Source organism: Streptomyces sp. NPDC054765 (assembly GCF_053612065.1).
The window spans coordinates 12,321-37,608 of sequence record NZ_JBSHBP010000001.1 but is presented as its reverse complement, the minus strand read 5'-3'; the positions used below and the strand labels follow the sequence as shown (position 1 = coordinate 37,608).

Here is a 25,288-nt window from a genome sequence, read left to right as displayed (position 1 = left end):
GGTATGAGTCTGCCGGGCCTACCCGCTAGCGATGAAGGAGGTGAACAGCATGCGAAGCCCCTTCGCTGACCGTTGGGCCGTCATCCGAAACGGTGGAACCGCCGAGAACGAGGACGGCGCCATCGTCCCGCCGGACGACGTCCCGAACGAAAGCTCTGAGGAGTAGTAGGGCCGCGGGGCCGACGCCGTAGTGGCGCCGGCCCCGTGCCTGTGCATGCCGTACGGGAGATTGACGGGTCAGAGGTCGCCTCGGCGCCAACACTCCTCTTCATCGGCGAGCATGGACTCGTCGGCGCTGCGCTGCCGTACGGATTCGACCCATGCGGTTGCCAACGCGCTGAAGATCTCGACGTTGTTCTGATCCAGCAGCTCGTCCACAGCGAAGAGCGCGATCAACTCGTCGGCAGGCTGCGCGCCGCGATCGCAGCTTCGGCACAGCACTGCCTCCCGGTTCCCGTGCACCACCTCACCGCTCGCGTTGCGCCACGAGTGCGGAAAGCGGGCTAGGAGCAGGCTTTCGCCTTCGCATCGAGGACAGTCCGGTGGTTTGTCGAGCTGGAGAGTGACTTCTTCGGCTAGGCCGGTCACGTCACGCCGAGCCATGTGTTCGGGCCGAAAGCGCCCTTGACGTCGGAGGCGACAGAGTTTGGGTCCACCATGAAGCCCAGCTCATACACGATGGTCTTATCGTGCGCCTGAACACGCATCCGCACTGGGCTTTCGCCCTTGTGGGCTTTGAGGATGCGCTTCAGCTCAGCGATGACGGGCTCGTTGATCTTGTGTGCCGGGAAGGCAAGCTGTACGGGTGGCCGGCCGCCGCTCTCGGCTGAGGAAACGTCCAGGGTCTGGATCTCCTGCCCGTAGATGTTGACCACCCCGTCCCGCTCGTTGAGCCGACCTTGGACGGAGACCACGCTGTCAGGGATCAGGGCGTGTTGGACCAAGTTGTAGGTAGCCGGAAAGAAGAGAACTTCCATCTCGCCGTCACGGTCAGCGAGGTTGAGGATCGCCCAGGCGTTGCCCTGCTTGGTCATGCGGCGGTCGACACCGGCGACGAGGCCGGACAGTCGCACCATGCCTTCCGTACGGCCCGAGCCGAGGAGTTCGCTGATCGTGGTGTCGCGGTTGCGCGTCAGGATGTGCTCGGTGCCGTCCAGCGGGTGCGCCGACACATACAGGCCCAGCATTTCCCGCTCTGTGGCGAGGAGTTGTTTGCGCGGCCACTCGTCTTCGCTGATGGGGAAGTCCAGGCCGAACACCGGCTGCTCGTCGTTGCCCCCGCCCATTCCCGCGAAGAGGTCGTCCTGTCCGAAGGAGGCAGCCTTCTTCACCGGGATGATCGCGTCGATGGCATCTTCGTGAGAGCCGGTGAGCCCCTTGCGGGTGTGTCCGAGCGAGTCGAAGGCCCCGGCCTTGATCAGGGATTCCACAGCCCTCTTGTTGAGAGCCGTGATGTCGGCCTTGTCGAGGAAATCGGGGAACGAGGAGTACTTGCCCTTGGCCTTGCGGGAGGCGACCAGCGACTCGATGACGCCTTCACCGACGTTCCGGACAGAACGCAAGCCGAACCGGACGTCGTCGCCGACGGCGGTGAAGTTGGCCACGGACTCGTTGATATCCGGCGGCAGCACCTGCACACCGAGCTTACGGGCGTCAGCCAGGTAGATACCGGCCTTGTCCTTGTCATCGCCCACGGACGTGAGCAGCGCGGCCATGTACTCGGCCGGGAAGTTGGCCTTGAGGTAGGCAGTCCAGTAGGAGACGAGGCCGTAGCCGGCGGTGTGGGACTTGTTGAACGCGTAGCCGGAGAAGGGGAGCATGACGTCCCACAGCGCCTTGATCGACTCTTCGCTGTAGTCGTTGCCCCGCATGCCGCCGTGGAACTTCTCCCACTCGGCGGCCAGCACCTCGGGCTTCTTCTTACCCATGGCCCGGCGCAGCAGGTCGGCGCCACCGAGGGTATAGCCAGCGAGCTGCCGGGCGATGGCCATGATCTGCTCTTGGTAGATGAGCAGGTGGAAGGTGTTGCCAAGGATGGGCTCCAGGGCGTCCTTGAGCTCGGGGTGGATCGGCTCGATCTCCTGGCGGCCGGTCTTGCGGTGCGCGTAGTTGGTGTGTGCGTTCGCCGCCATGGGGCCGGGGCGGTACAGGGCGAGGGCGGCCGCGATGTCCTCGAACCGGCTCGGCTCCATCAGCTTGAGCAGCGTGCGCATGCCCGCGCCGTCGAGCTGGAAGACGCCGAAGGTGTCGCCCCGCGCCAGCAGTTCGAATGTCTTGGCGTCGTCCAGCGGGATCGGCTGGTCGCCGTTTTGCGGGACGGTGTCGGTCGTGATGGTGAGGCCGCGATTCTCGCGGATGTTTTGCAGGGAGTGGTCGATGACTCCCAGGTTCCGAAGACCGAGGAAGTCCATCTTGACCAGGCCCATGTCCTCGCAGGACGGGTAGTCGAATCCGGTGATCTTGACGCCGTCTTTGGCGCGCATGTGCAGCGGGATGCGGTTGGTCAGCTTCGTCTTCGACAGAATGACCGCTGCCGCGTGCACACCGGTGCCTCGGATCAGGCCCTCGACGCCCTTGGCGCCGTCCACGACCTTCTTCACATCCGGCTCAGCCTCGTACAAGGCCCGGATCTCGCCAGCCTCACCGTAGCGGGGGTGTTCGGGATCGAAGATCCCGGAGATCGGGATGCTCTTGCCCATCACATCGGCGGGCAGGGCCTTGGTGATGCGCTCACCGTGCGCGAAGGGATAGCCGAGCAGGCGGGAGGTGTCCTTGATCGCGTTCTTGGCCTTGAGCTTGCCGAAGGTGTTGACCATGGCGGTGTACTCGTCGCCGTACTTCTCGGTGACGTAGCGCACCATCCGGTCGCGGTGGCGGTCGTCGAAGTCGAGGTCGACATCCGGCGGGTTGATGCGCTCGGGGTTCAAGAACCGCTCGAACAGCAGCCCGTGCTCCAGCGGACACAGCTCCGTGATGCGGGTGGCGTACGCGACGATCGAACCGGTCGCTGACCCACGGCCGGGGCCTACAGGGATCTTGTTGTCACGGGCGTACTGGCAGATGTCCGCGACGACGAGGAAGTACGAGCTGAAGCCCATCGGACCGATGACCTTCATCTCGGTCTCGAACCGTTCCATGACATGGTCAGGAACCGGAGAGCCGTAGCGCATCTCCAGGCCCTTGATCACGTCCTTGCGCAACCACGACTCCTGGGTCTCGCCCTCAGGAACGTCGGGGTACTGCGGCATCTCGTCTTCGGGCGCGAAGACCTCTTCGTAGGACTCGATGCGCTCCGCGATCAGCAGCGTGTTGTCACACGCCTCGGGGATCTCGGAGAAGAGCTTTCGCATCTGGGCCGCGGTCTTGAGGTAGTAACCGGAGCCATTGAAGCGGAATCGCTTTAGATCGTCCTTGTTCTTGCCCACGCCGATACACAGCAGGTTGTCGTGCGCGTCCGCGTGCTCCTCCAGCACGTAATGCGCGTCGTTCGTGGCCAGCAGCGGGATGTCGAGATCCTTCGCCAGCCGCAGCAGATCACCGCGAACGTTGCGCTCCAGGTCCAGGCCGTGGTCCATCAGCTCGAGGAAGTAGTTCTCCTTCCCGAAGATGTCCTGGTAGGCCCCGGCCACCTCCCGCGCCTCGTCGTACTGGTTCAGGCGCAGCCGCGTCTGGATCGCTCCCGACGGACAGCCGGTCGTCGCGATGATCCCCTCGGCGTGCTCGGAGATCAGTTCCATGTCCATACGGGGCTTGCCGGCGGGGAACTGGCCCGTGTAGCTGGCCTCGGTCGACATGTAGAAGAGGTTTTGCAGGCCCTTCACGTTCTGTGCCCACATGGTCATGTGGGTGAAGCGTCCACCGCCTGAGACGTCCTTGGAGCCCTCGCCGTCATCCGCCATGGCCCGCACGCCGCCGGGGCCCCAGAACTCTTGCTTGCGATTGCGGCGTGAGGACGGGGCGACGTACGCCTCGATGCCGATGATCGGCTTCACCCCGTCGAAGCCCTTGGCCACCTGCTGAAACTCGTATGCCCCGAACATGTTCCCGTGGTCGCTCATGGCGATGGCAGGCATGCCCTGACGCGCCACTTCGGTGAACATCGGCTTCAGGCGCTGAGCGCCGTCGAGCATCGAGTATTCGGTGTGATTGTGCAGGTGAACAAAGCTTTCGGACACCGTTCAGGCACCTCCGAGGCGGGTCGCGGGAAGCCACCACCCTATCCCTCCGCGCCTCGTGAAACGCCGGTGCGGGAACCCCCTAAGCATGATCAAAACCGGGTCAAAACGATGACCTTGCGGTATCACACAGAGTCCTCGCGAAAGCTCTCCGAGTAGCGGCACCGGCTGTGAAGAAGAGGCCCCTTTCGCCTCCCTGACAGCGGCAGGGGCGCTGGAAACGGCGATGGACGGGACGCAGTGGCCCGCGATCTCGGCCGCCAGCACTCGCGGAAGTAGCCTCGGCGGCTGTCCGACAGGAGTCTTAGTTTCAGTTGAATGGACCACAACGACAGCTCCCGGCACCATGTCCGGATCACCGCCAGCGGTGGCAAGGCCGATGTCGAGATCGACGGCAAGCGAGTAGACCCGCGAGCCGTCGGCGCCTACACCATCACCCAGATCGCGGGCGAGCCTGCCCACGTCCTCCTCCACGTCACCGACCACGGCAGCGACCAGTGGTCCGGGATGGCACGCGTCTCCGTCACCGACGTCCCGGACCCAGGCCCGGCCGCAGCCGTCTTCCTCGATGCCATCGACCCGGAGGCCCTGGAGCACGCCGCGCTCGCCCGTCCCGATCTCGGTACGGAACCGCACTCGCTCACCAAAGCGATGCTCACTCAACTTGAGGAGTGGGCTCGTGGCGTTTGACGTGGATGGGGCGCGGCGCGTCGTCGGCCGCCTCCTGGATGACAAGCTCGAAGCCTGGCGCGACAGCGGTGGACGCGCGGACGACGTTCTGGACGAGTCCACAGGAAAGCTTGTGCCGCCAAAGCCGGACGAGCGGCTGATCTGGGAAGGGCTCGGCGCGGTGATTTCGCTGGGGCGCCCGTCGATCACCAAGCCGCTCGGTAGCACGGTCATGCAGGAGTCGCCGACGACGGACTACCAGGCCGTGCTACCCGTGCAGGCCCCCGAGCTACGGCCGGACGACGTGATTCGTGTTGCCGGGTCCCTACGTCTGGGCGGTCCGCGCGACCAGCAGCTGATAGGTCGGCGCTTCCGCGTCTCGGACAAGTCCGTGGGCACCTACAGCGTGGTGCGGATCGTCCGGGTACAGGTGATCGACTGATGGCGCCTGCGAACCCGCACCCGAATGCACACCCCGATGCGACCGCCTTCCGCGACCCGATCGCACTGGCCGCTGTGCTCAGCCGCATGGGCCCGGCTGCCCGAGCCCGTACACGCACCATCACCCAGCACCACGCGATGCTGCTGCGCGTGCGGATCCAGCGCAACGCGTCCGGCAGGCCAGGGCCGCGGGTGATCACCGGCCAGTACCGCGCCTCCTGGAACGTGCGGATGGGCACCGAAGGAGGACAGGTCACGGCGGAGGTTTTCTCCAACGCACCGCAGGCGAGGCGACTGGAGTACGGATTCGTCGGTGTCGACTCGCTCGGCCGCCACTACCGACAGCGCCCGTTTCCGCACGTCGAGCCCGCCTTCCGGCAGACGCGGCCCGCCTTCATCCAGGCCCTGGCGGACGGAGTGCTGCCGTGACCGCCGCGCGCCTGCCGGTCACCCGGGCACTCGCCGCGCTGATCGCTAAGGCCACCGGCCGACCGTGCGGCGTGGGCGAACTGCCGCGTGTGCAAGACGAGTCCGGGGAGTGGGCGCCTGCTTCCGCGCCGTACACCATCCTCGACTCGCTGCCCGGCGAGTTCAGCGGCCCGCCGCTATGGGACTGGCACGCCGACGCTGCCTGGACCTACCAGGTGACGTCTGTCGGCGAACGCGACGACCAAGTGCAGTGGCTCTCCGACAGCGTCCGTGCCGGCGTCGTCGGCCGCAACAGCGAAGGCGGCGGATGGGCCCACGACCTGCCGATTCCCCAAGCACGCGTCATTGACCGCGAGTTGGATCACGACGCCGGAGGAGAGCCCTCGGTGTCGGCGGCAGGCGCTATCGTGTCCTACGTGCAGCGGTTCACGATCACCGTGACCCCTGCATGAAGAAACGTTTCTTCGATCCTCACCGCGGAGGTCCGCGCGGACGCTAGGCCCCAGGCCAGGCGAACCCCCTTTGAACCTCAAGGGGCAGGGCCTCGCACGGGACGCTGCCTCAGAAGTGGGAGCGGACCTGTGTCCCTGAAGAAGCCTGCCACCCAGACCCGATTCCTCCGGCGCGGCATCTCCAAGATCTACTGGCTACAGAAGATCAACGACCCCAAGTGGCCGACTCGCACGGAGATCAGCGAACCCAACCGGTTCGACCTGACCAACGCAGTCTCGGACATTGAGGGTTGGGCGCTCGAAAACGACCCGATCGAGACCCCAGATATGGGCTCGACTTTCAACTCCTCGATCCCGGGCAACGACAAGGCCGAGAAGTCCAGCCTGACGTTCTACGAGGACCAGCACTCCGACGCGATCGAGCAGAAGCTCCCCAAGGGCGCCAAGGGCTGGATCGTCCTGCTGAGGAAGGGCGACATCCCCGGCTCCCGCTCCGTTGACGTCTTCCCCGTACAGGTCGCCACCCGCGCCGCAACGTACTCCACCGGCAACGAGGCGGCCAAGTTCAAGGTCGACTTCACCATCATCGACGAGCCGTCCCTGGACACCGTGGTGCCGGAGGCGATCCACACTCTGCCGAAGCCGCCCGAGGACTGCGACGACGATGGTCCCCACGGCCACGGTCACCACGATCACGACGACGTTGACGTGACTGTCGTGAGCGCGACCGAGACCACCGTTCACGAGCACGGCGAGGACTGACGGTGTCGCGCCCCGCACCGGCCAAAGGCCCGTCCCCTGCCAGCGTCGAGACGCCGGCGGAGGGGGCGTGGGCAACCAAAATGGAACGCCTGCGTCGCCGGACCCGGCCGACGAACAAGCTCCGCGTCTGCGACGACAACGAGCTCAGGGAGCGGGTCGAGGCCGCCGAACAGACCGCCCAGCATGCCCGGTTCCTCGCCGAAGCAACCCCGGATGACGAGCTGGCCACCCAGCGCGCCTCCGACGCCGAGTCGGTTGCCGCGACGGTACGCGCCGAGCTGGATGACGCCTCCGACTTCCTGACGTTCCTGGCGCTGCCGCGCCCGGTACTGGAGGAACTGATCGCCGAGCACCCGCCGACAGAGAAACAGGAGGCGGAAGGGGCGGTGTTCAACCCGGACACCTTCCCCGCCGCGCTGATCTCCGCGGCGTCCTTCGACGGCATGAGCCGCGAGGAGGCCGCCGAACTCCTGACCACCTGGTCGGCGCCGGATGCCAACTTCCTCTGGGAGGCCGCCTGGCAGGTCCAGCAGGAAAGCCGGGTCGACCTGGGAAAAGGTTGAGCCGTGACGCCGGGCTCAGGTCCGAGCTGGAGCTGTGCGACAAGTACCGCATCCCGCACTCCCAGCTGCTCGGCGGCGACGGCCGGTGGACAGCACTGGATCGAGCCAAGGCTCTGGCCTGGGCGGAGTGGCAGCGCGCGGTGTGCCCGGAGTGCCACACCCGGATGGAGGAATGGGACCACGAACGCGGCGGTGACCCTCACGCCTACGTCACCGACACCCTGCGCTGCCCCGGCTGCGAGCTGATCGAGCAGGAGCGCGACCACGTCCCCGGCGACCGCTCCGGCTACGGCGTGAAGATCCAGCTCCTACCGCGCGGCCAGCACCACAGCCCCACCTGATCTACCCGCACAACGAATGTAAGGAGAGCCGGCGGTGGCCGGGTTCACCCTGACCGTGGCGATGCGTGCCGAGGTCCGCGACCTGATCGCGGGAACTCGCGCTGCCTCCGGCCAGATGCGAACCCTGGCCGACCGCACCGACGCCGCCAATCGTTCCCTCGCCCGCCTTGACGCCAACGGCGCACGGCTATCGAGCCAGTTCGCGGCGCTCAACCGCTCTACCCGCTCCGCCGTCGGCGAGCTGAACCGCATTGCCGCTCGCGCCGCAGCCGCCCGCGCCAGCCTGCGCGCGGTCGGGGATGACGGCGCCCGCTCCATGTCCCGCCTGCAACGCGCAACGGCCGGCGCGGGCAGGCGCGGCATCTCCGCCACCAACATGCTCGCAGGCGGGGGCCTGCTGCTTGGCGCGGGCGAGATGGTTCAGGAGGGCAACCGCTACCAGAAGGAGATGAACCAGTTCCGGGCGGTCACCAGCGCCAACCCCGGACAGATGAAGCGCGCCTCCATCGTCGCGCAGCAGCTCGGCAACGACGCGAGCCTTCCGAACGCGACCGCGGCAGACGCGGCCGAGGGCATGGTCGAGTTGTCGAAGGCGGGATTCCGCGCGGACCAGTCCATCGACTCTGTACGTGCCTCGCTCCAGCTTGCGTCGGCAGCCGATGTCAACGCCGCCACGTCCGCGAAGTACTTGGGTGACGTGATGGATCAGTACGCCCTCGGCGCTGATCAGGCAGGAAAGGCGTCGGACACGCTGGCCGCCACCGCGAACAACGCGAGCGGCAGCATCACCGACATCTACTACTCGATGCGCTACGCGGGCCCGGTGGCGCACGGCCTGGGCATCTCGCTGCAGGACACGGCCTCTGCCGTCGGCATGCTCGGCAAGAGCGGCATCCTCGGACAGACCGCAGGAACGTCACTGCGCGGGATGTTCGCCAACCTCGCTGCTCCGACACCGCAGATGGCCGGCGCCCTCAAGGACCTCGGGATCAACGCCTGGGACGCGCAAGGAAAATTCCGGGGCCTGCGGGTGGTGATCGACGGCCTGTCGAAAGCCCAGCGCACCATGTCCCAAAAGGACTTCACGGCCAGTGTCACCCAGGCGTTCGGCAAGCCAGCACTCTCCGGCGCCGTGGCACTGGCCCATCAGGGCACCGAGAGCTTCGACTCCCTGTCGATGGCCGTACGCCAGACCGGGGCCGCTGCCTCCATCACCGCGTCGCGCGGCCAGGGCCTGACCGGTGCGATGACGCAGCTGCGTACCCAGGCCAAGCAAACCGGATTGGCGCTGTACCAGGGCATGGCTCCCGGGTTGGAGTACGTCACCCGGCTGCTGACGCGTGGGATGGCCGGGGCGACGCCGTACCTGACCACCGCGCTGGAGTACGGCCGCAACCTCGCGGTCCTGTACGGACCGGAGCTGAAGGCCAAGGCAGGGGCCGGGCTCGGTGGGCTGATAGACGAGGCCCGCGGGCTGCTCGGGCCGCTCAAGGAGCTGGGCGAGCACACCCTTGCCACGGGCCTGAACCTGCTGATCAACGCCGCCCGCATGCTCGGTGCGGTCCTACGCAACGCAGCCGACGGCGCGGAGCCCATCGTCTCCGCCCTCTCCGGCCTGGGGAAGAACGGCGCCGCGGCTGGCACTCTCGACATCATCGCCACCGTCGCGAACGTGGCCATGGATGCGGTGTCGGGCCTGTCCACGGTTCTGGTCCCGATCGGTCACGTCGTCGGCGGATTGGTCAGCGCCTTCGGCGCGCTGCCCGCCCCCATCCAGTCGGCGGCCTTGGCGATGCTGCTGTTCCGTAGGGTGCAGCCCGGCCTGACCAGCCTCGCAAACACCGTCACCGGCCCGGTACGCATCGGGTTTCAGAACTTCGCCCAGCAGATGCGGGTACAACAGACCCTCGCTGCCACCGCCGGTGTGTCGCTTGGGCGGTACGGCGCTGCCTGGGCGGCGGTGCAGGCTCGGATCGGGTTCCTCGGCAACATGACCGCCGCGTTCCGCAGCGCGAACGGCGCGGGCGTGACGTTCATGGGCACGATGAACGGAGTGACCCGGGCGGCCGGTTCAGGCCTGCGCTCGGCCATGTCCGGTATCTCGGGCGCCCTGGGTGGACCTTTCGGTATCGCCATGGCCGGTGTCTCGGTCGGCCTGGGACTGCTCGCGGCACGTCAGCAGCGCGCGGCGCAGGCGGCGGCCGAGCACCAGCAGCGAATCTCCTCTCTGACCTCCGCGCTGCGGGAATCGGGCGGACACATCACCGGGGATGTACGCGGGCAGGCTGCGCAGGTCCTTCTGGACACCAAGGCCTCCCAGGGACAGCTGACCAAGGTGATGGAGCAGGCCGGTGTGCCACTTTCCACGCTGACCGACGCCTACCTCGGCCAAGGCACGTCGCTGGACGCGCTGCAGAAGAAGCTCCAGGCCACGGCGGATTCCCATAAGGCGTACAAGGATCTGGCTGGCGGCAAGGCCCAAGTCCTGGACTACTCGCCGGTGGGTCAGCGGTACAAGGACGCCGCCGATGCTCTGGGTAGCGTCAAGGGCGAAATGGCCGAGTCGATCAAGAACGCCAAGGAATTGGCGAAGGCCACGCGCGGCGCCGGCGACGGCACCTCAGCCTACGACCGGCTCAAGACCGCAGTCGGCGGCCTGGCGGATCAGACGGCCGATGCCGACACCCGCACACGCTCTCTCAAGAGCGCCCTCGACCTGCTCTCGGGCGGCCAGATCTCCCTCCAGGCCGCAAAGGCGAAGGTCAACTCGGCTGTCTTGGACCTGAAGGAGGGCGGCAAGAACGTCAACCAGAAGGAGGGCTACGGCGGCAAGCAGCTCGTCAACGAGGACAAGACCCTCAACACCTCGACCCGGAACGGTCAGCAGCTGTACTCACAGCTCACCACACTGTCCGACGCGGCTGCCGATGCTTCGGTGGCCACGTACGACCTGGCGCAGCGCAACGGTGAGGCCCTGCCCGCGGCGCTGGCGAAGGCCCGCGGCGAGATGAGCCGGGCACGCGCCGAGGCAATCAAGGCCGCGCAGAGCTACGGGCTGACCAAGACCCAGGCCCAGGGCGTCGCGGACAGCCTCGGTCTGCTGCCGTCGAAGGTTTCGCTCCTGCTCCAGACCAAGGGCATGGACAGCACCCTGGCGAATCTCATTGCTGTCCAGTCCGAGTTCCACCGACTGCCGAACCAGAAGACGATCAAGGTCGACTCGCTGAGCGAGGGCGCGCAGAAGAAACTGCGCAGCCTCGGCTTCACCGTCAAGACCGTGCCCGGCACGCGCCAGATCAAGATCACGGCACCGACTGCCGCAGCCCGCAAGAACCTGGACGGACTGATCGACAAGCTCGGGAAGACGCCGCGCTCGAAAAACGTGCGGGTGTCAGCGGCAACCGCTGCTGCGATCAAGAGCATGGAGGCGGTGCAGGCAAAGATCCGGGCGACGCCGGGAGCGAAGTCCGTGACAGTGCGCGCCCCCACTGCGCAGGCCCGCATGGAGCTGGAGGCGCTCGGCTTCCGGATCGAGAAGGTACCCGGCACCAAGAACGTCAAGATCACCGTCCCCACGGGCGGCCCGACCAAGGCAGCTGCCGCGATCAAGGCCCGGATCGACGCCCTGCGCGACAAGCAGGTGACTGTCACGTTGTTCCGGCAGGTCAAGGGACCTTCCTGGGACCACGACGCCAACGGCATTCCCGACTCGATCCAAAACCCGAACCTCAAGGGCTTCGGCCAGGCCAATGGTGGGGTGGTCGACTACTACGCCGACGGAGGTGTTCGGGAGGACGCGGTTCGTCCCCGCCGGCAGGAGCAGCACGTCGCGCAGATCGCTCCTGCCGGATCGTGGCGCGTATGGGGTGAGCCAGAGACTCAGGGCGAGGCATATGTACCCCTCTCGCCCGCAAAGCGAGTTCGCAGCAAGGCAGTTGTCGAGGACGTCGTTGGCCGCTTCGGCGGCCAGGTCGAGTGGTACGCCGACGGCGGTGTTCGAAGCCGAGCCAACTACAACCCCATGGCCGCCAGCTCGTTCAAGCGCGCCAAGAGCACGGAGGCCTTGGCGGGCGTCGTCCGCGCCTTCGACGTGCGCACCGGATCGGACCGCGCCCGAACGCGGGTAGTCGATGGCCGGTCGGCCGGGCGCGTCCAGGTCGTCGTCGTGCGCGAGCAGCAGCCGCTGATCGGCACCATGCCGGTCACCGTCACCGACAGCTCTGCGACGCCAGAGCAGATCGGCACCGAGATGATGCGCAACCTGCGCAACGCCCAAAGGGGCGGGAGGGTTTGATGACCACACCAGTGAAGAAGTCCCCGCCCATCGAGCTGGCCCCGTGGCAGTTCGAGATCGGCGGTGTCGTCCTCGGCAGAGGCACCTGCATCCCCATCGGCAACATCGAAGGACTCGGCTCGCCCGCCGTCCGGCCACAGGACACCGACAACCCGACCGGCGACGGCACCAATCCGGGCCAGGATTTCTACGGGCCGCGCACCGTCCGCGTCGAGGCCGGCATCAAGACCCCGGGCGATCCGACTGCGGCCGCCGACCTGTTGGCCCGCCTGGAGCTGGCCGTCGATGATCCGGCCGCCCGCACCCGCCCCCAGGGGCGGGCCGTGCTGCGTGGCCGCTGGCCCGGCCACGGCATACGCCGCCTGTACGGGCGGCTGCGCCGCCTGGAAGCCACCAGCACCACCAATGCGATCAACGGATGGATCCCGCTGGACATCGAGTTCGCCGCCCTCGACCCGCGCTGGCACGCCGACGAACTCTCCCAGCTGACGCTGACCCTCGACCAGGCCGCCGACCACAAGCCCGACGATCGGAACGTCACCGCGCCGCTGTGCGCGCCCGCCGACTGCGGCAGCGCCGACCCGGCCGACCGCCCCGGCTGGATCACCAACCACGGCAACGTCTCGGCCTGGCCCAGCATCCGCATCCACGGCCCGGCCAACCGCCCGCGCATGTGGAACACCGTCACCGGCCGCGTACTCGAACTCGGCCTGGAGCTGCGTGCCGGGGAGTGGGTGGAGATGGAGACGCGACCCGGCACCTGCTGGGCCCTGCGCAACGGCGTCACCAACGTCGCGAACGACCTCACCCCCGCCTCGCGGCTCGACCTGTTCAGCATCCCGCGGGGCCGCTCGGAGATCGGGTGGGCCGCGGAGGACCCCACCGGCACCTGCCGACTCGTCGTGTCGTGGCGGTCGGCGTACACCGCCCTGTGAACGGAGAGCACCTGTGACCCTTGTCCAGCCCCCGATGATGGTGCACGGCGGTAACCACCCGGCCCGCGCGATGCGCCTGATGATCCGCGACCTGGCACGCGGCCGGCAGGGCATCGCCGAAGCCGGAGACCTGAAAGTCCGGCCTCTGGAGGCTCCCGGGCCCGGCGTCCGCGTCGGCGGCGGCTCGGCCCTCATCCACGGGGCGCGGCCCTGGCAGGGCGCCTACACCCAGACCAACGCCGGCGACGCCGTGGTCGACGTCCCGCCGACCGGCCCGTTTGCCCGCACAGACCTGTTGGTCCTGCGTATCGAAGATCCCGAATTCGAGGGCGAGCGCGATCCCCGGACGCAGGACATCGGCTACTTCCACCTCATCCAGGACATCAGCAACGAGGTGACACCTGCGCCGCGCGACATGACCGCCATCCCGCTGGCGCGGATCACCCTGCCCCGCAACACTGCGGCCGTCACCGAGGAGATGCTCACGGACCTGCGGCGGATCGCCAATCCGCGCACCGAGCGGACCCTGCGCACCGTGCACCCCCAGGGCACGGAGAAGGTGCTCGGCAAGCACGGCCACTGGGCGGCCTGGCCCAAGGACGCGGCCTGGGATCTGGACATCCCCGCCTGGGCAACCAGGGCCACCATCGTGATCACCCTCTCTGGTCTGCGCGCGGAGGCAGGCAGCATTTACGCCGAGCTGCGCATGAGCCTGGGCGAGCGCAGGTCCAAGCCGACCGTTGTCGACGACGACGGCACCACCACGCGCCGCGCCACCGTGGTGCTGGGCGACACCGTCGCTGTGCCGCCCGCCTACCGGGGCACGCGCCAGCACCTGGTGGTGCAGATCAACCAGATCGACAAGTACGGCGACGGTGACCTGTCGGTAGCGCGCGGTACCACGGTCACCGCCGACATCGAGTTCACGGAAAGCCCGGTGTGATGCCCGACTACCGCTACATCGTCGCCCGCGCTGAGACCGGTGAGGTCCTGCACTGGAACCTGCCGTTGACGGAAGTGGAGTTCGGTCCGGAGATATCCGGGCCCGGTTCGTTCAGTGGGACTCTTGCCCCGACCTTCGCCCGCTCCCTGAGTGACATGCTCGACGGCGGGAACGCCGTGATCCTGGTCGAGCGGAGCTCCAAGCTCGCCTGGGGAGGGGTCATCTGGCGTGCGGAGCCGCAAGGGCCCAAGCTGCCCATCGAAGCTTCGGGGTTCACCAGCTACCTGCATCGCCGTCACGACCTGCACGGCAACCTCGCCGGGCGCGGGCCCTACGTCGAGGCCGACCCGTGCGAGGTGATCCGCGATGTGTGGGCCTACGCCCAGGAGCAGGCGGACGGCGACCTCGAGGTCGCCGTGGACGACACCACGTCGAAGGCCAAGACCGGCACCGCAAAGGACCCTTACGACATCCCCCGCACCGACGCCCGCAACCTGGGCGAGATCGTGGACGAGATGGCGGACATCGATGACGGCCTGGAGTGGTCGGAGACCGTGGCCTGGCGCGGGCGCCGCGCCGAGCGGCGCATCATCCTCGGCGCTCCGAAGCTCGGCCGGCGCCGCGAGGACCTGACATTCACCACCGGCGCCAACGTGGTCGGGGAACCGCACGTCATCAAGGACGCCGACGAGTACGCCCAGTGGGTCGTGAGCCTGGGCGCAGGCGAGGGCAAAAAGCGCAAGATCGTCATCGACGGTGTGCGCAACGGGCGGCTGCGCCTGGAGCACAAGCTGGAGACCAGCGAAAAGGACGAGGCCAAGCTCAAGCAGCGCGCCCGGCGCGAGCGCATGGCACGGCAGATCCTGCCTACCCTCACCGAGCTGGAGATCACCGATCACCCGGCCGCGCCGATCGAGGCGCTGCGCATCGGGGACCACGTGCGTATCCGGCTGCACGAGCCCCACACCACCTACGACGGATGGAACCGCATCGTCGGCTGGACAATGCGGCCCGGCGAAGGCGAGACCGCAGAGCGCGTGACGCTGAAGCTGGACCGCAGCGTGAAGCCCGCCGACAGCGGCGAGGAAACGAAGGAGAGGTAGATGCCGGACACGATCGCCGCGCTCGCGTGCCGCCTGGCCCGCCTGGAGCGGCGTGTCACGACGCTGGAGCGGGCCCGGCGCGCACCGTACCCGCCGTGGCGCGATGTGCCGCTGACCGGTGACACGTCAGTGGCCGACCCCAAGCAGCCGCCGCAGATGCGGGCCAACCCGTGGAACACGCTGGAGTTCAGCGGCCGGATCGGGCTGCCCGGCGGCCGGGCCGTAGACGAAACGGTCATCGGCCTGCTCCCCGAGGGCTACTGGCCCGCCGTTCCCCGGACCGTACCCGTCGCCACCGACGCGGCCCGCCGCACCCTCCACATCGACATCGACCCGAAGGGCCGCCTGACCTTGCGTGTGCAGGACGGCGCCAGCGTCCGGGCGACCTGGCTCAGCCTGGACAGCGCCTCCTGCCGCATCGGCGACGACGAGGAATAGCCGCACACCCCAGCGCCATCCGCGCAGCTCACCGCGCGCCGCTGGGTACCATGACCACCGGGTGACCCTCCACCCGACGCTTCGCAGCCAACTCCCGAGGGACCGGCCCACACCGAGGGCTAGGCCGATTGCCATACGGCGCAGGGGAGAATGGCGAAGCGAGCGTGGCAACACCTTTGAGCGCGGACAGGTTCCTGTCCGCGCTGAAGCACGCGGGCCTCGGCGTCGTCGAGCACGGCCATTGGCGTACCCACAACCGCAACACCCACGGCAACTGGGGCCCCGCGAACGGGGTCATGATCCATCACACCGGCTCCTACAGCTCCGAGTCCGACATGGTGGAGACCTGCCGCGTCGGCTACCAGGCCCTTCCCGGGCCGCTGTGCCACGGAGTGATCGACCGGCACGGAACGGTGCACCTGGTCGGCTATGGCCGAACCAACCACGCTGGCATGGGCGATACCGACGTGCTGCTCGCCGTCATCGCGGAGAAGACGCACCTTCCCCGCGCCAACGAGGAAGACACCGACGGCAACCGGCACTTCTACGGCTTCGAGTGCATCAATACGGGCAGCCAGCCGTGGCCCTCGGCGCAGATCGACGCGATGGTGCGCGCCGCCGCCGCGATCTGCCGTGCGCACGGCTGGAACGAGCACAGCGTCATCGGTCACAAGGAGTGGAAGCCGTCCAAGTCGGATCCCGGCGGAATCGACATGGACGACTTCCGGGCCCGCGTCGCCGCCCACCTCAAGGGCGGCAACGAGCCGCCCCGCAAGCCGAAGCCCGAGCCGGACCCGAAACCGAAGCCGAAGCCGGTACCGAAGTACGCCGCCTACCCCGGCAAGGACTTCTTCCGCGCCGGACGTTCCTCGCCGGTGATCGCGGCCATGGCAAAGCGGTTGATCGCCGAGGGCTGCGACTCCTACGACAGACCGCCCGGCCCGATTTGGAGCGATGCGCACCGTCGCTCGTACGCCGCGTATCAGATCAAGTGTGGCCATCACGGGGATGCCGCCGACGGCATCCCTGGTCCGGAGACCTGGGCCAAGCTGCGCGTCCCACACCAGGCCGGCGCCGCCGAACCAACCAAGAACACGCCCCGCCAGGAGATGAAACCCCCCATGCCGCAGGCCCTCGCTGACGTCGCCGAGCGCACTATCGCCACCTACCTCCAGTCCGTGCTGGGCCTGATGGCCGCATCCAGTACCACCGACATGGTGTCCCTCTCGACCTGGCAGGCCGCAGCTGTCTCCGCGATACCCGCAGCCCTGTCCGCGCTGAAGTCCACCATCGGGACAGTGCTCGGGCGGCGGGGCACCGCCTCGTGGCTGCCGCTCAAGCGCGACCCCGCCACGCCCTTGCGCTGACCTGCGACATGAGCGAAGGGAGAAGCACGTGCCGGAGGGAGATGTCGCACTGGCCCTCGCCGAGCTGCGCAGCGCGCTGGAAGTGGGCCTGGCCAAGATCGACGGGCAGCTCGCGCTGCTGGTGCAGCGGTCCGACCAGACCGACAAGGCAGTGGAGGAGCTTGAGGCGAGGGTGACGTCGTTGGAGAGGGGGCAGTGGCCGCTGCCGACCATCGCCGTCCTCGCCAGCATCACCGCGGTGGCATTGACGCTCTTCGGTGTCGCCCGGGGCTGACCGACGCCGAAGTCCTCGCTCTCGGAGTCCGATGTACGGCTGGACGAAGCCGTCTCGCTGGACGTACCGGATGTGGAACTCGCCGAACGCTTCGTCGTTCTCCACGACAACAAGGAACACGGGACGTTCGAAGCAGAAATCACTGCCACTGCCGCCGCTGTACTGGCTGAGCTGATCGGCTCGCGGCCAAGCGGGCCGGTGTTCACCGTGGGCTCACGACGGCTGCGGAGGGAAGAAGTGGTGGCGCCGTTCCGGGAGATCACAGGCAAGAGTGTGCACGCCCTCCGTTTCACCCGGCAGGCGCGCCGACACCGCAGCACGGGGCGTCCTCAGCTTGTCGCGCGAACGCAGCCCGGCAAGGCGAGCTCAGCGCCCGCGTAGGCGAGGCCGGCGAGCATCCAGACGCAGGCGAACGGCCTCCGCCGGAGCGGAGGCCGTTCAGGGCCTCTTGGAGAAGACCGCCGCCAACGATAGCAGTGCCTTCACCGAGCGCGAGGCGCAGCGCACGGCTACCCTGCCGGTGCACGCGAGAGGCGACAGTGAGGGACGGGGACGATGTACAGGCGCAAGCCGTATCTGGTCGGGCACCAGGAGTTCGCTGCCCTGTACGGGGTGGAACCGCAGATGGTGGGACAATGGCTGGCTCCCAGCCGCCGCGTCCTGGACCCGTCGACGGCCATCGTCGTCTCCGGAGTCAGGTACTGGCCGCTGGGGTTCGCCTGCCGCTTCGGAAAGACCACCACCCGACCGAAGCTCCTGAACGTCCGGTACAAGGAACAGCTGATCGCGGAGCAGGGCGAGGGCTGGGAAGCCGATCTCGGGGATGAGCTGCCCGCGATCGTCGGCCAGCACGAGATCATCGAGCTCTTCCACGTGCCGACTCAAGGCACCCTTGCCACGCGGATAGCCCAGGGCAGCTTCCCGGAAGAGGACTGGCTGCTGTCCGGATCGCGGCTGTGGCTGCTGGACACCGTGATCGAGGCCGTGCCCCAGCTTCGCGCGAGCGCCCGCAGCCTGCCGTGGGAGGTGGACGGCAAGGTGGAGGCAGCCTTGCGGGCCGGCACCTACGACGGCCCCGGCTCGGTGGTGCTGACGCGCGGGCGTCACGCGCGTCAGAGCCTCTGACCTGCGAAAACACTGTACTCAGACCCTGTGTACGAATAAGATATAGGTACACCCTTTCACGGGTGGACCTTAGCCGTACAAGGAGGTAGCAGTGCAGATCATCTACACGCCCGGCGGCGGCGTCGTCGCCGTCATGAGGGTGGCGGAAGTCGTCGTAACGGAAGCGGCGCTAATGCGCTACGCAGCCGAGAGCCCGGACGGCAAGCTCGCGACCAACAACCTCGCGGTCCGGATGCTGCGGGACGTCGTAGGCGCGAGCGAGCAGGCCGAGCAGCATACAGAAGAGGCCGCCGAGGCGACCGCCTCCGCGTAACCGCGTTGGCATGAAGTCGCGCCTGCCACTAGCGGGGTTGATCATCCAGCTCCCAAGCCCCAAGATAGGAGACCTTGTTGAAATCGGTCTCCAGGGGGTGGGGTATGGCGGTCGTCCAGGACGAGATTCCGGGCCTGGTGATTCACACGGTGCGGCAGCCCGATGGCAAGGCAGCGACGATCCAGGCGCAGTTCGAGGCGTTCCATCAGCTCAACCCGTGGGTCCTGCGAGCCCTGGAGCAGCTGGCCGCCGACTACCTCAAGCGCGGAGCCAAGCGCGTCGGCATCGGAATGCTCTTCGAGGTCCTGCGCTGGCGCTACGCCATCGCCACGGCGGGCGACGACTTCCGCCTCAACAACAGCTATCGCTCCCGGTACGTCCGGCTCCTCATCGAGCGGCACCCGGAGTGGCAGTCCGCGTTCGAGGTCCGCGCTCTGCGGACCGACTGAACCGAATCTCTTGGAGTAACCACTCGTGAACCACCAGGACAAACAACCGGCCGACGACGCCGGGGCGACGGCGCCCGCCGTCCCTGCCGCTGAGGCTTTCCCGCCCCTCTCCGCCGCTGCAAGCGCGATCGTGCTGCGCGCCGACCAGGAGGAGTTCGACGCGCGGCAGGTGGCTGCACTGGCCCTGATCAGCCCCGGCCTTCAGGCGGCTCCCCGCGCCCAGCTGGCCGTGTTCTTCCACTACTGCGTGCGCAGCGGCCTCGACCCCTTCGCGCGGCAGATCTACATGATCGGCCGCAAGAAGCGGGGGGATGACCGGGAAGAGAATCCGGTCAACTGGACCATCCAGACCGGCATCGACGGCTTTCGCACCATCGCACACCGTGCGGCAGAGCGGACCGGCGAATGCGTCAGCTACGAGGACACCGTCTACTACGACGCCGAGGGCACGGCGCACGAGGTCTGGTTCGCCCCCAGCCCGCCGACCGCCGTCAAGGTCACTGTGCTCCGGGGCACCAGCCGCTTCCCCTTCATCGCACGCTGGGGCGAGTTCGCCCCGACCTACTGGGACGCGAAGACCAACCAGTACGTCATAGCGAAGATGTGGCGCACGATGCCCGCCCACATGTTGCGGAAGTGCGCCGAGGCCGGCGCGCTGAGGATGGCCGCCCCGCAGGACCTGTCTGGCATGTACGTCGAAGAGGAGATGGCGCAAGCCGACGCCGAGGTCGTGGCAGGCGTCGCCAAGGAGGCCACCCAGCGTCTGCGGGCTGCGGCGGGCCTGGAGAACGACGACGAGGACAACGACGACGGCGCAGCCCACGGGACCCCTGACGACCGCAAGCACCAGGACGAGGAGAAGCACGCACCCAAGAGGGCCGCCAAGTCCGCGCGGTCGAAGGCGAAGCCGGAGCCGGAAGAGGCGACGGAGGCCGACGAGCAGCCACCCGCGCGCAAGCCAGCCACCCCCCGCAAGCGCGCCCCTTCGGCCAAGCCCCGCGCCGCTTCCTGACCCCGCCCGCACCGGTGCCGTCCCGCCCGCGGGGCGGGCGGCACCGCCTTCTTGGAGATGACATGACTCTCATAGATGAACGCCCCGTCAGCCTGTGGCCCGCAGCCCATGCAGCCGACGCGCGGCGACCCCGCTCGCTGCAGACGAAGATCGGTGCGAGCGACACCGTGTGCGCTCGCCGCGCCGGGTACCTGTTGCATGGTCGGACGCCGACCGACGGCGGCGAGAAGCGCAAGGCGATCCTCGGCACCTGGCTGCACGCCGGGATACTCGCAGCCGCCCGCGAGGAGTTCGGCTGGATCATCGAACGTCGCGTGGAGGACGAGACGATTCGCGGCCACATCGACGCGGTGCAGCTCGACGGCCACACCGCGGCCAAGCTGCCCAAGCGCCTGCGCCCGAGCCTTCCGGCCGACGAGACGACCGTGGAGGACGTGAAGACCAAGAGCACCTACCAGTGGGACAACGTCCTGCGGTACGGGGCCACCGAGGCGGAGATCCGCCAGGCGCTGCTATACGCGGACCTGCTGCGCAGCGAGGGGTTCGCCGACATCGAGGGACAGCGGCAGCTCGCCCGCCTCGGCCCCGTTTCGGTCGGCCGCATCCGGTTCCGGTTCATCAACCGCGACAACGGCGACGACCACATACAGGAGATGGCCCACAGCGCCGAACGAGCACGAGGGGCACGCTGGTGGGTCCAGCAGGTGCGCTCCGCCGAGACCCCGGAGGATCTGCCGCGCACTTTCCAGGGGCCGGGGCTGTCCGCCGTGTGCGACAACTGCCCCTTCAAGACGGCCTGCTGGGGACCAGAAGTCGCCGGACGGCGCCCGCAGAGCATCCTGATCCACGACGACGCGGATCGTGAGCAGGCGCTGGCCGAGTACGTCGAAGTCTCCGAGCAGATGAAGCCGCTCAAGGAGCGGCACAAGGTCTTGCGAGCCAAGCTCGACGGCTCCGAGTCGGGCGTCTACGGCGACAACGTGCTCTCGTGGAGCGGCGGCAACCCGACCAAGGTCGATGACGTGGACGCCATGGTGGCGCTCTACGAGCGGGCCGGCCTGCCCGTGCCGATGGCTCCCGACGTGGCGGCGATGAAGGCGCAGCTCAAGGTGGCGGACATCCCCGTGCCCGTACGGCTCGCCCCGGACAGGCGCACGTCGGTGAGCATCAACGTCACCCTGCGCAAGAAGCCCTGACCCCGCACCCCGGTAGGGGCAGAGCCGCCGTTGGTCCTGCCTCTACCCCAGTGCGGCCTGAACCGGATGTGACATGGAGAGGTGCGGGTGAGCATCCATTTGATGTTGGCGGCGGCCTATCTACCCAAGGAGGTGATCAACACGACGCAAAAGATGGTCCTGATGAAGATCGCGGACTCCGCCGACGACCAGACACTCCTGGCCCGTCCGGGGCTGGAGCGCATGATGGCCTGGGCCAGCGTGGGCGAGAAGCAGGTCATCACGGTCGTCACCGAGCTGGTGGGGCTCGGCCTCGTCGAGAGGGTGGAAGTCGGTCGCGTCGGCCGCCGCGCTGAGTACAAGGTGTTCCCGCACGGTGTGCCTCCCATCCCGTCGACGGAGGAGCTGATCGAGCGGCGCCGTGTGGCGCAGCGTGCTCCGAAGAACCCTCGGCTGGCCCGGCAGGTCAGGCGCCGCAAACCGTCGTCGGCTGCTCGCACCCAAGGTGATGTGGCCGCGCGGGAGGAGGCACGCGCCGCGTCCGAGGCGCCGCTGGAGGGAGGGTTGCCCGAGGGGAACCCTGGGAGTGAGGAGGAGAGGGTTTCCCCACGGGAACCTGGCAGGTTCCCCCAGGGGAACCGAGAGGGTTCCCCCACGGAAACCCCTTCTTTTCCTTCTCATTCCTCATTCCTTCCTTACCCCCCTACCCCCACAGCTGGCGCTGCGGGGGAGCCTGCCAGGGCTGGCGAGGACAAGCCGCCGAGCGGCTGTGAGCGGCACCGGCAGCCGGTCGGCAACTGCCGGGGGTGCGGAACCAACCCGCGTGCCGGTCGCGAGCAGGTGAGGCGCGATGCTGCGGCCAGCGAGCACTCATCACAGCAGCAGTGGCTGAGGGAGTTCTTCGCCGAACAGGAGCGCCGTGTTGCGGACACGGACCCCCAGGCCCTGGCGATGGCCCGCCAGCGAACGAAGGAGCTGGCCCGCATGGGCCGCTCACACACACCCAACTCCGGTGCCCCGTAGGTGATTTCAAAGATCGCAAACATTGACGCCCCGGTGTATGCGAATAAGATATAGGTACAAGTTCGAAACCCCTTCGAACTCCAACCTCTTGGAGAATTCAGTGCATACTCTGACCCTCGGCCCCGTCGGCTACGTCGTCATGGCCGAAGCCCTCCTCGGTCCGGCGGCTGAGCCCGTCCTCGGCGGCGGACCGTTCTGCTCCATCGAGTGCGCCACCCAGGAGGTGCGCGACCTCGCAGTGGCTCTCGGCATCGAGGAGCAGGGCGTGAGCTACCTCGCCAGCCACATGGGCCGCCCCGTCGGCGTCGTCGTCAGCCCTCGCGGCCGCATGTGGGCAGTGCAGATCCTCTCCGTACACGAGCTGGCCAGCAACGGCTGAAAACGCGTAGGAGATAGGCGACCTGCTTGAAATGCGGGAGCCCCAGCCAGGGGGCTCCCGCCCCGCAACACCCCTCTTGGAGAACAGAAGTGACCATCGCAGCACTGCCCGACCACAACAACACCACCCACCCGCTGTGGCTCAAGCTCTTCCACAGCTACCGCCACGTCATCGCCCCCCTGCGCCACAACGGCTGGCCCACCGACATCGAGATTGCCGGTGGAGAGAACCGCATCCACGCCGACCTCGGCGACGGCACAGAACTGATCATCGCCTCCGTGCGCGCCTTGCCCCTCGACCCGAACGAGGTGACCGGCTGGAGCGTGCTGAGGCTGGACATTGAGGACAACGCACGGCACACGGTCCTGTACGACTCGACACCTGAAGGCGCGCAGAGCCACCACCGCAACAGCCTCATCCCGCTGTTCGGCCGCATCGATGAGCTGGACGCCCCCAAGCCCATGAATCGGCTGGTCGTCTCGGCCACCTACACGTCCCCCTCCGGCATGAACCACTACCAGGCCGCCGGCAGCGAGACGCCGGGGGCAGCCGTCGCCCGCTTCTTCGAGTGGTCGCGGCTGCTGGTCGCCTCAGAGGGCTACCAGCACGTCTGGGAACGGCCGGAGGAGGACGGGTACCCGCTGGCTCGCTATGAGAGGGACGGTCACGTCACCACCGTCCAGGTCACACGCAGCGATGACTGACCGACCGCACCGCGCTCCGCGCCCCACCAGGGGCGCGGAGCGGTGATCTGGCTGCTGATTGCTGGCCTCCTCCAACTCGCGGCGTTCATCGCCCTCGGGATCGAGGACAGCCACCACCACCGCGAGCTACGCGCCCCCGACCAGCCCTGATCCCTCGGCTGCCCGGCCCGACACGGGCCGGGCAGCCCATACCTCGAAGACAGGAATCCGCACCATGACCGACGCAACATCGGACCTCCTGGCCATCCTCAAGCAGCAGCGCGAGGAAGCCGATACCCAGCGCACGCGGGCGGAGAAGGCGTACGCCCTGGCCGTCCTCGACGAGACGGCCGCACTAATCCGGGCCCTGTGCCCGGAGGCGGTGTACATCAACTTCGCCTACTACAGCAGCTCGCGGACCCTGTCCCTGTACGGGGTGCTCGGCGAGCAGTCCAGCCCGCTGGGCGCCTGCCCGTGGCTGTGGAACGAGAGCGACCAGGACCACCCCCTGGCCGAGCACGGCGAGAAGATCGGCAACGACCTGCAAGAGGCCCTGGCCCCCTACAACTCCCCGGCCTGGGCACGCACCCGGCGGAACTCGGCCAGCGAAGGCAATGACTGGATCCTGGAGTTGCCTCCGCCCGACCGCGCCGCCCGCATCGCCGAGCTCGTGCGCGAGCACCACCCCGAGGCCACCGCCATCGTCGTCGACGGCCGCAGTGCGGGCGGCCGGATCATCGAGGTCATCGAAGGCGTCGCCGAGGACGGCTCGGACAACCGCACTACCCGGCGCCGCTGGAACGAGCGGTGCGACGACCTGCTCACCGCGCTCGTCGCCCAGATGTTCGCGCTGCCTGACCTCGCCGACCGCCACCTGATGCCCGTCGGCAGCACCTACGCGCACCCCTACGGCAGCAGCAGCATCAGCGGCCACGTGCGCCGGATGCCGCTGCCTCCGACCCCGTAGCCGCCGACACCGGAAAGCATCGATGAGCGGCACCTGGTGGGTCCGCGATGCGCCGTGCGCCGGGGACCTGCGCTTCACCCCCAACGACGCGACCGCGGACTCACTCAGGAAGCCACTGATGCAGACGCTGTTGAAGGTCTGCCAGGACTGCCCGTTCCGATCGCAGTGCGTCACCCTGGTCCTGCCACGGCATAGCCGATTCGACGGCATCTGCGGCGGACGGCTGTGGTTCAACGGGCAGATCCGCGCCGCGTGCAAGACCGCGCACCCTGACGAACTGGCAGAGGGCGGCTCGTACATCCACCACGGCACCGAGGCCGGAGCCCGCGCCCACAACCGGCGCGGAGAACGGGCCTGCGCCCTGTGCCGGGAAGCCGCGCGGATCGCCCAGGCCCACCGACGCGAGCGCAAGCGGGCCGACCGCCAACTTGAGATAGGTGACATTAATGAAAACGGCTACAAGAATCGAGACAGGTGAGGGCATCGCGCCTGACAGCACCGGCCCCGATGGCGAACCGGGCTTCGGCCTCCATGCCCTCCCCGCTGAGTGGCGCGCACGCCCCTCCCGGCCCGCTGCCGCTCCCCAACTGCCCATTCCTCCTCACCAAGTGAAGGGAAATCCTGTGAACAAGGCCCAGCTCATCAAGGCCGTCGCCGACAAGGGCGGCCGCAGCCTCACGCCGAAGGAAGCCGTGGAGACCGTCCTCGACGTCATGGTGCGCGCCGTCGTCGCGGGTGACCCCGTCTCCGTCACTGGCTTCGGCTCCCTCGTGCCTCATGATCGCCCGGCCCACACGGCGCGCAATCCGCAGACCGGCGACGAGATCCAGGTGCCCGCTACCCGGGTCCCGCACTTCCGCGCCGGCGCGCGGTTCAAGGACCTAGCCGCGGGACGCACGGCCATGCCCGAGTCCGGCAACTGCATCCGCAAAGCACCCAAGACACCCCGCCCGTAGTCACGCACGGCGAGCCGCCC

27 protein-coding genes and 1 pseudogene are annotated in these 25,288 nt (G+C 68.0%); 26 read left to right on the top strand and 2 right to left on the bottom strand.

Features of this window, described 5'->3' with window-relative positions:
• Window positions 1-237 precede the first annotated feature (237 nt).
• Together ACWGJY_RS00215 and dnaE are read right to left on the bottom strand one after the other, a co-directional pair.
• Complete coding sequence (locus ACWGJY_RS00215) at window positions 238-588, bottom strand: DUF6300 family protein (RefSeq protein ID WP_453258531.1); 351 nt, start codon at window positions 586-588, stop codon at window positions 238-240.
• Complete coding sequence (gene dnaE, locus ACWGJY_RS00210; RefSeq protein ID WP_453258530.1) at window positions 585-4,175, bottom strand: DNA polymerase III subunit alpha; 3,591 nt, start codon at window positions 4,173-4,175, stop codon at window positions 585-587. The genes ACWGJY_RS00215 and dnaE overlap by 4 nt, the downstream gene beginning before the upstream one ends.
• A 318-nt stretch (window positions 4,176-4,493) precedes the next feature.
• On the opposite strand from dnaE, the gene ACWGJY_RS00205 reads away from it, so the two are divergent.
• The 26 genes and pseudogenes from ACWGJY_RS00205 to ACWGJY_RS00080 all read left to right on the top strand — a co-directional run bounded on the left by ACWGJY_RS00205 (window position 4,494) and on the right by ACWGJY_RS00080 (window position 25,268).
• Window positions 4,494-4,865 (top strand): hypothetical protein, encoded by a 372-nt coding sequence (locus ACWGJY_RS00205; RefSeq protein WP_453258529.1) that lies wholly within the window; start codon window positions 4,494-4,496, stop codon window positions 4,863-4,865.
• Window positions 4,855-5,286 (top strand): DUF6093 family protein, encoded by a 432-nt coding sequence (locus ACWGJY_RS00200; RefSeq protein WP_453258528.1) that lies wholly within the window; start codon window positions 4,855-4,857, stop codon window positions 5,284-5,286. The genes ACWGJY_RS00205 and ACWGJY_RS00200 overlap by 11 nt, the downstream gene beginning before the upstream one ends.
• A complete protein-coding gene (locus ACWGJY_RS00195; protein WP_453258527.1) occupies window positions 5,286-5,714 on the top strand; it encodes an HK97 gp10 family phage protein in 429 nt (142 codons plus the stop codon). The genes ACWGJY_RS00200 and ACWGJY_RS00195 overlap by 1 nt, the downstream gene beginning before the upstream one ends.
• A complete protein-coding gene (locus tag ACWGJY_RS00190; RefSeq protein ID WP_453258526.1) occupies window positions 5,711-6,166 on the top strand; it encodes a hypothetical protein in 456 nt (151 codons plus the stop codon). The genes ACWGJY_RS00195 and ACWGJY_RS00190 overlap by 4 nt, the downstream gene beginning before the upstream one ends.
• Window positions 6,167-6,295: 129 nt before the next feature.
• Window positions 6,296-6,928, top strand: coding sequence for a phage tail tube protein (locus ACWGJY_RS00185; RefSeq protein ID WP_453258525.1), 633 nt, complete (start codon window positions 6,296-6,298; stop codon window positions 6,926-6,928).
• A gap of 80 nt (window positions 6,929-7,008) precedes the next feature.
• Window positions 7,009-7,491 (top strand): hypothetical protein, encoded by a 483-nt coding sequence (locus tag ACWGJY_RS00180; RefSeq protein WP_453258524.1) that lies wholly within the window; start codon window positions 7,009-7,011, stop codon window positions 7,489-7,491.
• Window positions 7,488-7,832, top strand: coding sequence for a TFIIB-type zinc ribbon-containing protein (locus ACWGJY_RS00175; protein ID WP_453258523.1), 345 nt, complete (start codon window positions 7,488-7,490; stop codon window positions 7,830-7,832). Before ACWGJY_RS00180 ends, ACWGJY_RS00175 begins: the two co-directional genes overlap by 4 nt.
• Before the next feature lie 34 nt (window positions 7,833-7,866).
• Window positions 7,867-12,126 carry a phage tail tape measure protein gene (locus ACWGJY_RS00170; RefSeq protein WP_453258522.1) on the top strand — a complete coding sequence of 1,420 codons (4,260 nt, stop codon included), beginning with the start codon at window positions 7,867-7,869 and terminating at the stop codon, window positions 12,124-12,126.
• Window positions 12,126-13,061 carry a hypothetical protein gene (locus ACWGJY_RS00165; protein ID WP_453258521.1) on the top strand — a complete coding sequence of 312 codons (936 nt, stop codon included), beginning with the start codon at window positions 12,126-12,128 and terminating at the stop codon, window positions 13,059-13,061. The genes ACWGJY_RS00170 and ACWGJY_RS00165 overlap by 1 nt, the downstream gene beginning before the upstream one ends.
• 13 nt (window positions 13,062-13,074) lie before the next feature.
• Complete coding sequence (locus ACWGJY_RS00160) at window positions 13,075-14,004, top strand: hypothetical protein (RefSeq protein ID WP_453258520.1); 930 nt, start codon at window positions 13,075-13,077, stop codon at window positions 14,002-14,004.
• Window positions 14,004-15,107 (top strand): hypothetical protein, encoded by a 1,104-nt coding sequence (locus tag ACWGJY_RS00155; protein WP_453258519.1) that lies wholly within the window; start codon window positions 14,004-14,006, stop codon window positions 15,105-15,107. Before ACWGJY_RS00160 ends, ACWGJY_RS00155 begins: the two co-directional genes overlap by 1 nt.
• Window positions 15,108-15,545 (top strand): hypothetical protein, encoded by a 438-nt coding sequence (locus ACWGJY_RS00150; RefSeq protein ID WP_453258518.1) that lies wholly within the window; start codon window positions 15,108-15,110, stop codon window positions 15,543-15,545.
• A 164-nt stretch (window positions 15,546-15,709) separates the two neighbouring features.
• Window positions 15,710-16,612 (top strand): annotated as a pseudogene (locus ACWGJY_RS00145) (peptidoglycan-binding protein); the annotation flags it as partial.
• 328 nt (window positions 16,613-16,940) lie between these two features.
• Entirely contained in the window at window positions 16,941-17,186 is a 246-nt protein-coding gene (locus ACWGJY_RS00140) for a hypothetical protein (protein WP_453258517.1), read from the top strand.
• 72 nt (window positions 17,187-17,258) lie between these two features.
• Window positions 17,259-17,567 carry a hypothetical protein gene (locus ACWGJY_RS00135; RefSeq protein WP_453258516.1) on the top strand — a complete coding sequence of 103 codons (309 nt, stop codon included), beginning with the start codon at window positions 17,259-17,261 and terminating at the stop codon, window positions 17,565-17,567.
• A 174-nt stretch (window positions 17,568-17,741) separates the two neighbouring features.
• On the top strand, window positions 17,742-18,311 hold the full coding sequence (locus tag ACWGJY_RS00130; RefSeq protein ID WP_453258515.1) for a hypothetical protein: 570 nt from the start codon (window positions 17,742-17,744) through the stop codon (window positions 18,309-18,311).
• 91 nt (window positions 18,312-18,402) lie between these two features.
• Window positions 18,403-18,624 carry a hypothetical protein gene (locus ACWGJY_RS00125; RefSeq protein ID WP_453258514.1) on the top strand — a complete coding sequence of 74 codons (222 nt, stop codon included), beginning with the start codon at window positions 18,403-18,405 and terminating at the stop codon, window positions 18,622-18,624.
• A 104-nt stretch (window positions 18,625-18,728) separates the two neighbouring features.
• Window positions 18,729-19,073, top strand: a complete 345-nt coding sequence (locus ACWGJY_RS00120; protein ID WP_453258513.1) for a hypothetical protein — start codon at window positions 18,729-18,731, stop codon at window positions 19,071-19,073.
• A gap of 25 nt (window positions 19,074-19,098) precedes the next feature.
• Entirely contained in the window at window positions 19,099-20,085 is a 987-nt protein-coding gene (gene bet, locus ACWGJY_RS00115; RefSeq protein ID WP_453258512.1) for a phage recombination protein Bet, read from the top strand.
• 62 nt (window positions 20,086-20,147) lie between these two features.
• Window positions 20,148-21,281, top strand: coding sequence for a PD-(D/E)XK nuclease family protein (locus ACWGJY_RS00110; RefSeq protein ID WP_453258511.1), 1,134 nt, complete (start codon window positions 20,148-20,150; stop codon window positions 21,279-21,281).
• Between the two features lie 87 nt (window positions 21,282-21,368).
• Window positions 21,369-22,283: a hypothetical protein gene (locus ACWGJY_RS00105; protein ID WP_453258510.1), complete on the top strand. Its 915-nt coding sequence runs from the start codon at window positions 21,369-21,371 to the stop codon at window positions 22,281-22,283.
• Between the two features lie 100 nt (window positions 22,284-22,383).
• Entirely contained in the window at window positions 22,384-22,662 is a 279-nt protein-coding gene (locus ACWGJY_RS00100) for a hypothetical protein (RefSeq protein WP_453258509.1), read from the top strand.
• A gap of 89 nt (window positions 22,663-22,751) precedes the next feature.
• Complete coding sequence (locus ACWGJY_RS00095; protein WP_453258508.1) at window positions 22,752-23,366, top strand: hypothetical protein; 615 nt, start codon at window positions 22,752-22,754, stop codon at window positions 23,364-23,366.
• 214 nt (window positions 23,367-23,580) lie between these two features.
• On the top strand, window positions 23,581-24,312 hold the full coding sequence (locus ACWGJY_RS00090; protein ID WP_453258507.1) for a hypothetical protein: 732 nt from the start codon (window positions 23,581-23,583) through the stop codon (window positions 24,310-24,312).
• Window positions 24,313-24,334: 22 nt separating this feature from the next.
• Entirely contained in the window at window positions 24,335-24,790 is a 456-nt protein-coding gene (locus ACWGJY_RS00085; protein ID WP_453258506.1) for a hypothetical protein, read from the top strand.
• A 145-nt stretch (window positions 24,791-24,935) separates the two neighbouring features.
• The gene (locus ACWGJY_RS00080; protein WP_453258505.1) at window positions 24,936-25,268 is read left to right on the top strand and encodes an HU family DNA-binding protein; all 333 of its coding nucleotides are present in this window, start codon (window positions 24,936-24,938) and stop codon (window positions 25,266-25,268) included.
• The last annotated feature ends 20 nt before the right edge of the window (window positions 25,269-25,288 follow it).